We start from the raw sequence: 7,651 nt of genomic DNA on the forward strand, positions 1-7,651 counted from the left end.
GCCTCAGCGCGCGCTGAGTCCCCGTCGTCGGTGGATGAAGTCGAGTAGAGGGCGTCGCACTCGATCAGCAGGACGACCGTGCCCGCGTGTTCGGCACTCACCCCGTGGATGTCCCCGCCGAACAGGTACCGCATGGCCGCGCCGCCCAGCTTCTGACGGGCCGGCGCCTCCGCCACCAGCAGCAGGTGCGGGCGGTCCAGGTCGATGCCCAGCCTGCGGCCCCGCTCGGCGAGGCCCGCCGGATCGCGTTCCGGGTCGCCGAGCAGGTCGCTGATCAGCTCGCCCCGGATCCGGTTCTCGGTCTCGGCGACCGTGCGGCGCAGCAGCAGGAGCAGGCCGGTGACGACGGCCGCGCGCTCGAAGAGCCGCCGGTCGGAGTCGTCGAGGTGGCCCGGCCTGTGCAGGACCAGGCCGGCCAGGAGCTCCTGGCCGGCGAGCACGGCGCAGATCCAGCGGCCGTCACGGTGCACCGCGCGCGCCCCGTGCCGGGACTCCTCCGCGGTCGCGGCCGGCCACCCGGCGTCCATGCTGTCTGCGGCGAACGCCGAGCCGTCGGGCCGTACGGCCGCCAGCGGGCGCCCGCCGGGGTCGTGGATGGTGAGGGGGCTGTCGAGCAGCCCGGCGACGGAGACGGCGACGTCCTTCACGTCGCCGCCGCGCAGCACCAGGTCGGTGAGCCGGTCGTGGGCCTCCTCGGCGCGCCGCATGGCGGCGGAGTGGGCGCGGACGGCGGCGTTGGCCTCGGCCAGCTCCGCGTTCGCCCCGGCGAGTTCCGCGAGGGCGGCCCGGGTGTCGTCGAGGGCGCGGGCGGTGTCGATGGCGATGGCGGCGTGCGCCGCGAGGGAGCAGAGCAGGGCCACCTCGTCGGGGCTGAAGACGCGCGCGGCACGGTCGGCGGCGAAGAGCACGCCGATGACCTTTCCGGTGCCGCCCCGGCTGGAACCGAGGAGCAGCGGGACACCCAGGATCGCCACGAGTCCCTCGTCCAGCACCCCGGCGTTGATGTTGGGGGTGTGGCGGAAGCGGTCGTCGGTGCGGTAGTCGGGGGTCGCGTACGGACTGGCGGTCTGCGCCACCAGGCCGCCGAGCCCGTCGCCCAACTCCAGTCGCAGCCGCTGGAACAGCACGGACACCGACCCGTCGGTCACCCGCATGTAGGTGTCCCCGGCCTCCTCGTCGGGGAGCGTGAGATAGGCGGTGTCGGTGCCCAGCAGCATCCTGGCCCGCCGCACGATGGCCTTCAGCACGTCGTCCAGGTCCCGGGAGGCGGCCAGGTCGCCCGCCGTGTCGAACAGGGCGGTGAGCTGGAGTTCCCTGCGCCGGTGCTGCCGCAGGGCGCCCCGGATCCGCAGGGCGGTGGCGGCCGCCCTCTCCACCTCGGCCAGATCGGTGGCGGGTACGCCCGCGGCCCTGGCCGCCGAGGTGACGGCACCCAGCTCCTCGGCGGGGGCGTCGTCGGCCAGCAGGTCGAGGAGGCGTGCCAGCATAGGGGCGGCGGAGGGGGGCGGTTCGGACATGGGCGGCCATCGTTCTTCCGGGAGCGGTGCGGGCGCGGTCAGTTGGCGGTCCAGCCGCCGTCCATGGTGACGGAGCTTCCGGTGATGTGGGCAGCCCCGGGACCGCACAGCCACAGGACGGCACCGGCGACGTCATCCGGCTCGATCAGCGACTTGATGGCGCTGCGCTCCAGCAGCACCCGGCCGACCACGTCCTGCTCCGAGATGCCGTGGCTGCGGGCCTGGTCCGCGATCTGGTTCTCGACCAGGGGCGTACGGACGTACCCGGGGCTGACGCAGTTGCTCGTCACGCCGTGCGGCGCCGCTTCGAGTGCCACCACTTTGCTGAGCCCCTCCAGTGCGTGCTTGGCCGAGACGTAGGCCGACTTGTAGGGGCTGGCGCGCAGTCCGTGCACGGACGAGATGTTGACCACGCGGCCCCAGCCGCGTTCGTACATGCCGGGGAGGGTCCGGCGCAAGATGCGGAACGGCGCTTCGACCATGACCCGGTGGATCAGCGCGAACCGGTCCGGCGGGAACTCGTGCACGGGCGCCACGTGCTGCAGCCCCGCGTTGTTGACGACGATGTCCGCGTCGGCGGGCAGGGCGTCCACGGCCTCCGCGACGGAGAGGTCGGCCACCCAGGCGGTCCCGCCGATCCGCTCGGCCAGGCTCCTGGCCGCGTCGCCCGCCTTGTCCACCACGTGCACATGGGCACCGGCGGCGGCGAGTGCCTCGGCGCAGGCCCGGCCGATGCCGCCGGCGGCCCCGGTGACCAGAGCGGTGCGCCCCGCGAGGGCGGGGGGTGCGAGGGGGTCGTGCTGGGGGGTTCGGGAAGTCTGCATGGGCGTCACCGTAAGGACGTCACCGCCCTCGTCACACGGGGTCGGTTCACACACCCGGGTGAGTCACCGTGGTGGCGGAGCACATGGTGCGGCCCGGCGGGCCCCCGGGCGGGCGGGGCCCGGCAGACCGGCGCGGGAGGCGGGGGGACCGGCGCAAGGGGAGCGCCGCACACAGCGGTGCGCGGCGGGTGTCCGCCTGCCACATGGGCGGCTCCGCGCCGGGCTCGTAGGTTCCGGCAGCAGTCCGCACGTCCGACGAGGGAGGCCCCACCGTGCGCCCACCGATCATGCGACGCGTGTTCAGACGCGTCGCCTCCACCGCCGTGTCCGCGATGCTGGCGCTGCTCGCCGCTCAGCCGGTCTCCGCCTCGGCCGCCCCCACGGCGACGGCGGCCGCCGGTCTCCAGCAGGTCACCGGATTCGGTTCGAACCCCGGCGGTCTGCAGATGTTCGCCTACACCCCCGCCACGGTGCCGGCGGGCGCGCCCCTGGTCGTCGCCCTCCACGGCTGCACCCAGTCGGCCGGCGCGTACCACAGCAGTTCGGGCTGGGCCCAGTACGCGGACCTGTGGGGCTTCGACGTCGTCTACCCGCAGACGACCTCGGCGAACAACCCGCTGTCGTGCTTCGGCTGGTTCGACCCGGCCGAGGACACCCGCGGCAGGGGCGAGGCGGCGTCCGTCGTGCAGATGGTCGAGTACGCGAAGCGGACGTACGGCTCCGACGGCCGCCGCGTCTACGTCACCGGGCTGTCGGCCGGGGGCGGGATGACCGCCGACCTCCTCGCCGCCTACCCGGACGTGTTCGCGGGCGGATCCGTGGCCTCGGGGCTGCCCGCCCAGTGCGCGACCAGCCAGGCCGCCGCCTCGGGCTGCCAGACCGGGCCGCAGGCACTGTCGCCGTCGCAGTGGGGCGACAAGGTGCGCGGCTCCCACCCGGGCTGGACCGGCCCCTGGCCACGGGTCGCGATCTGGCAGGGCACCTCCGACTACACGGTCCGCCCGGCCAACGCCACCGCCCTGCGCGACCAGTGGACCGACGTCTGGGGCATCGGGCAGACCCCGTCCCGTACGGACAGCCTGCCCGGCAACACCGCACGGGCCGTCTACGAGGACGCCTCCGGGCGGCCCGCCGTGGAGACGTACACGGTCTCCGGCATGGGCCACGGCCTGCCCGTCGACCTGGGGTCGGGCGCCGGGCAGTGCGGTGCGACGGCCGCGTACTTCCTGGACACCATCTGCTCGACGTACCACACGGGCGTGTTCTGGGGCCTGGACCGGGACGCCCCCGGCGGAGGCGACGGACTGCCCGCCCCCTCCGGCCTGAAGGTCACCGGGGTCACGGCGAGCAGCGCCTCGCTGGCGTGGGACACGGTCGGCGGCGCGGCCTCCTACGCCGTGTACCGCGACGGCGCGAAGGTGGCCTCCGCCACCTCACCGTCCTTCACCGACACCGGGCTGCGCGCCGGGACCTCCTACCGCTACACCGTGGCGGCGGCCGACTCCTCGGGCGCGGCCGGCGCGTCCTCGCCCGCGGTGACGGCGACCACGCCGGGCGGCACCGCCCCCGCCGCGTGCTTCACCGCGACGAACTACGCGCACGTGGCGGCGGGCCGGGCGCGCACCTCCGGGGGGCGCGTCCAGGCGAACGGCTCCGGGCAGGACATGGGGCTGTACAACGTGTTCGTGACCCACACGCTCCGGGAGTCACCGGCGGGGTACTTCGTCATCGCCGACTCGGGCTGTCAGGCCGGGTCCTCGTAACCGTCCCTGACGGGGCCGGGCAGCTCGCAGCCGTCCTCCACGGCGGTGAATACCACGCTCTGCCCGCCCCCGGTCCCCCGCGCCGCGTAGTGCCGGGCGTACACCTTCCAGCCCCGCTTGGCGAGGGTGCGGAAGGTGACGTCCCGCTCCGCGTGGCGGGAGACGATCTCCCAGTCCCGCTGCCGCAGCCGCCGCACGGCCGCCTCGAAGGCGCCGGCGGCGTCGTCCGCGAGCCCGTCCGCCGTCCACGGGGCGACGCACCGCTGCCAGGCTCCCCGCGGCAGGCCCGCCGTGGACGTGTCACCGGCGTCGAGCCCCGACGCGGCGGTCACGGACGCTATCTCGGCGGCCGCGGTCTCCCTGGTGAAGGGCGCCGACGGCGACGGGGAGGGTTTCCGCGCGACCTCGCTCCCACCGGCGAGGTCGCAGCCCGCCACCACCGTCACCAACAGGCCCACCACGGCGGTCGCCGCCGTCCCACTTCTGCGCACAGGTGCGTCCCGCCCCGCTCGTTCCTCCCCACGGGCAGGTGCCCGTGTGCTCCCCCGCCGGAGTTTCGCACGGCCTCTGACCTGCTGGGAAGCCCTTCCGCAGGAAGGATGCGGCCGTCCGCCACGAGGGGCCCGGAGCACCCCCGGTAGAGTGGGCGGGTCGTCATCATGCCCGTACGGGGGGAAGCCGGTGCGAATCCGGCGCCGGCCCTTCCCCAGGCTCTCGGCTCCGCCCGAGCAGGGGAGACCCCGTCGTGGATCACCGCTCGAGGTGATCGGCCCGGACCGCCCCGTACGCCGGCGTGAGCGGCTCGTGCCGCCGGAGCCCCGGTGGCCGGCACCGTCGAGGTATACGGGGCCGGAGCCCGGTGCATCCGTGTGCCTGTGCCCGGTCCTCGCAGGAGAGGCCCACCCCGCCATGACCGTACGCCGCCGCGCGGCAGCGCTCGCGATCACCGCCGTCCTCTGCGCGGCGACCGCCCCCGCGGCTGCCGCCGCCCCGAGCCCGTCCCCGTCGGCGGCCCTGCCGCCCGGCCTGTACGGCACGGGCGACCCCACGTACGACGGTGTGTGGCGCCAGTCGCTGGCCTTCCTGGCCCAGAAGGTGGAGCTCGTCACCCCGGCCGCGAAGTCGGTGGAGTGGCTCGCGGGCCAGCAGTGCGCGAGCGGGGCCTTCCCGTCGTACCGCGACCCCTCACGGCCCTGCGACGCGAAGACGGTGGCCGACACGAACGCCACCGCGGCGGCCGTCCAGGCGCTGGTGGAGCTGGGTGTGCACCGCGAGGCCGTCGACAACGCGGTCAGCTGGCTGAAGTCCGTGCAGAACGCGGACGGCGGCTGGAGCTACAACCCGGGCGGTCCGAGCGACGCCAACTCCACCGCCGTCGTGGTCGGCGCCATGGCCCGCGCCGGTGTGCCGGTCGCCGACGTCACGACGAAGGACGGCAGGACGCCGTACACCGCGCTCCAGACCTTCGCCCTGCCCTGCGGCGGCAAGGACGGCGGCGCCTTCGCGTACCAGCCGGACAAGGACGGCAAGCTCGCCGCCAACGCGGACGCCACCGCGGCCGCCGTGCTCGGTGCCATGGGCAAGGGCATGGCCGTCGGCAACTCGAACGCGGTGAAGGCCCCCACCTGCACGAAGGGCGGCGGCCTCACCATCGAGCAGTCCGCGCAGAACGGCGCCTCCTACCTCGCCCGCGCGCTCGCCGGTTCCGGGCACCTGGACTCGCCGCCGATGCCGGGCGCCGAGGACTCCTCGCCCCGGCCCGACTTCGGGAACACGGCCGACGCGGCCGTCGCGCTGGCCGCGTCGGGCCACAAGGACAAGGCGGCCGGCGCCGTCGCCTATCTGGAGAAGCACGCGCAGGCCTGGGCCGAGGCGGGCGGGCCCGCCGCCACCGCCCAGCTGGTGCTCGCCGCGCACGCTACCGGGACCGACGCCCGGGACTTCGGCGGCGTCGACCTCGTGGCGCGGCTGAACGCGTCGGGCCCCGCGCCCGCCGCCACGGCCGTGCCCTCGCCGTCGGCGACCGCGAAGGAGCCCGAGGACACCACCAGCGACGACGGGGGGCTGGGTGTCTGGTGGCTCGTCGGCATCGGCCTCGCCTTCGGCGCCGGCATCGGCTTCCTGCTCAGCGGGCGCCGCAGGAACCAGCAGCTGTGAGGCGCCCCGCGGGCACCGCGGTGCTGCTCCTCCTCGCCGCCGCCCTCCTGACCGTGCTGGGCGCCGGCGGCGCCCAGGCGGCCGGCTACCGCTACTGGTCGTTCTGGGAGGGCGACGGCGGGAAGGGCTGGACGTACGCCACGCAGGGCCCGTCCCTCGTCCGGCCGGACGACGGCGCGGTCCAGGGCTTCCGGTTCTCGGTGAGTCCGGATTCCCGGGACTCCGCCCGCCCCCGCCACGCCCCGGCCTTCGGGACGATCTGCGCCGGCACCCCCGCGCAGGACGGCCGCAAGCGGATCGCGCTGGTCATCGACGCGGGAACGACCGCCGACGCCCCGGACGGCGAGCGTCCGCCCGCCCTGCGCACCGCCTGCGCCCGGGTGGCCCCGGAGGCGAGTACGGCCGACGCGCTCGCCTCCGTCGCGAAGCCGCTGCGGTACGACAGCGCGGCGATGCTGTGCGCGATATCGGGCTATCCGGCGTCGGGCTGCGGGGAACAGGTCTCCGGCGACAGCGCGTCCGGCGCCTCCACCGCCTCCGGCGGCCTCACCGGCTCCTCCGCCGACGGCGGATCCCCCTCGGCGCAGGACTCCGGCGGCGGGAGCCCCGGTCCTTCGGCCGGCGTGCTCACCGGAGTCGGCGCCGTGCTCCTGCTCGGTGTCGCCGCAGTGGTGCGGGCCCGCCGCCGCCGATGACCCGCTCCACCGGTACGGCCCCGCTCCGCCGTGCGCTGCGCGCGCCGGCGGGCACCCGCTCCAACGCGCTGCCCGCCGGAGCCTGGTGGGTGTGGGCGCTCGGCCTCGCCACCGCGGCCTCCCGTACGGCCAACCCGCTGCTGCTCGGGCTGCTGGTGGCCGTGGCCGGCTACGTGGTGGCGGCGCGCCGCACGGACGCGCCGTGGGCCCGGTCGTACGGGGCGTTCATCAAGCTGGGCCTGTTCGTCGTCGGCGTGCGGCTGCTCTTCTCCGTCGTCCTCGGCTCCCCGATCCCGGGCACGCACACCCTCTTCGAACTCCCCGGCCTGCCGCTGCCGCACTGGGCGCAGGGGATCCGCGTCGGCGGCCGGGTCACCGCCGAGCAGGTGGTCTTCGCCCTGTACGACGGGGCGAAGCTGGCCACGCTGCTGATCTGCGTCGGCGCGGCGAACTCGCTCGCCAACCCCGCCCGGTTGCTGAAGTCGCTGCCGGGCGCGCTGTACGAGGCGGGGGTCGCCGTCGTCGTCGCCATGACGTTCGCGCCGAACATGGTCGCCGACGTGGTGCGGCTGCGGACGGCCCGCCGGCTGCGCGGCCGGCCGACCGGCGGCATCGGGGCGGTGCTCCAGATCGGCCTGCCGGTGATCGAGGGCGCGCTGGAACGGTCGGTCGCGGTGGCCGCCTCCATGGACGCC

At 75.5% G+C, this 7,651-nt stretch carries 6 protein-coding genes and 1 pseudogene; 4 read left to right on the forward strand and 3 right to left on the reverse strand.

All coding sequences use genetic code 11. From position 1 onward, the window contains the following. Both ABZ371_RS25960 and ABZ371_RS25965 read right to left on the reverse strand, forming a co-directional pair. Positions 1 to 1,517: GAF domain-containing protein (locus ABZ371_RS25960; protein ID WP_358683836.1), on the reverse strand; the 1,517-nt coding region annotated here is incomplete at its 3' end. A 38-nt stretch (positions 1,518 to 1,555) separates the two neighbouring features. Continuing rightward, complete coding sequence (locus ABZ371_RS25965; RefSeq protein WP_358683838.1) at positions 1,556 to 2,341, reverse strand: 3-hydroxybutyrate dehydrogenase; 786 nt, start codon at positions 2,339 to 2,341, stop codon at positions 1,556 to 1,558. A 272-nt stretch (positions 2,342 to 2,613) separates the two neighbouring features. Here ABZ371_RS25965 and ABZ371_RS25970 point away from each other — a divergent pair, with 272 nt between their 5' ends. Continuing rightward, complete coding sequence (locus ABZ371_RS25970; protein WP_358683840.1) at positions 2,614 to 4,104, forward strand: PHB depolymerase family esterase; 1,491 nt, start codon at positions 2,614 to 2,616, stop codon at positions 4,102 to 4,104. Here ABZ371_RS25970 and ABZ371_RS25975 read toward each other — a convergent pair. Further along, the gene (locus ABZ371_RS25975) at positions 4,086 to 4,595 is read right to left on the reverse strand and encodes a hypothetical protein (RefSeq protein ID WP_358683842.1); all 510 of its coding nucleotides are present in this window, start codon (positions 4,593 to 4,595) and stop codon (positions 4,086 to 4,088) included. The two genes, ABZ371_RS25970 and ABZ371_RS25975, sit on opposite strands and share 19 nt — an antisense overlap. 418 nt (positions 4,596 to 5,013) lie before the next feature. Between ABZ371_RS25975 and ABZ371_RS25980 the strand changes: the two genes are divergently transcribed. From ABZ371_RS25980 to ABZ371_RS25990, 3 genes and pseudogenes are all read left to right on the forward strand, one after another. Continuing rightward, a complete protein-coding gene (locus ABZ371_RS25980; protein WP_358683844.1) occupies positions 5,014 to 6,261 on the forward strand; it encodes a prenyltransferase/squalene oxidase repeat-containing protein in 1,248 nt (415 codons plus the stop codon). Next, positions 6,258 to 6,956: an SCO2322 family protein gene (locus ABZ371_RS25985; protein WP_358683846.1), complete on the forward strand. Its 699-nt coding sequence runs from the start codon at positions 6,258 to 6,260 to the stop codon at positions 6,954 to 6,956. Before ABZ371_RS25980 ends, ABZ371_RS25985 begins: the two co-directional genes overlap by 4 nt. Beyond that, positions 6,953 to 7,651, forward strand: a pseudogene (locus tag ABZ371_RS25990) (energy-coupling factor transporter transmembrane protein EcfT); the annotation flags it as partial. The gene ABZ371_RS25985 and the pseudogene ABZ371_RS25990, both read left to right, overlap by 4 nt.

This window comes from Streptomyces sp. NPDC005899, from assembly GCF_040629645.1.
GTDB lineage: Bacteria > Actinomycetota > Actinomycetes > Streptomycetales > Streptomycetaceae > Streptomyces.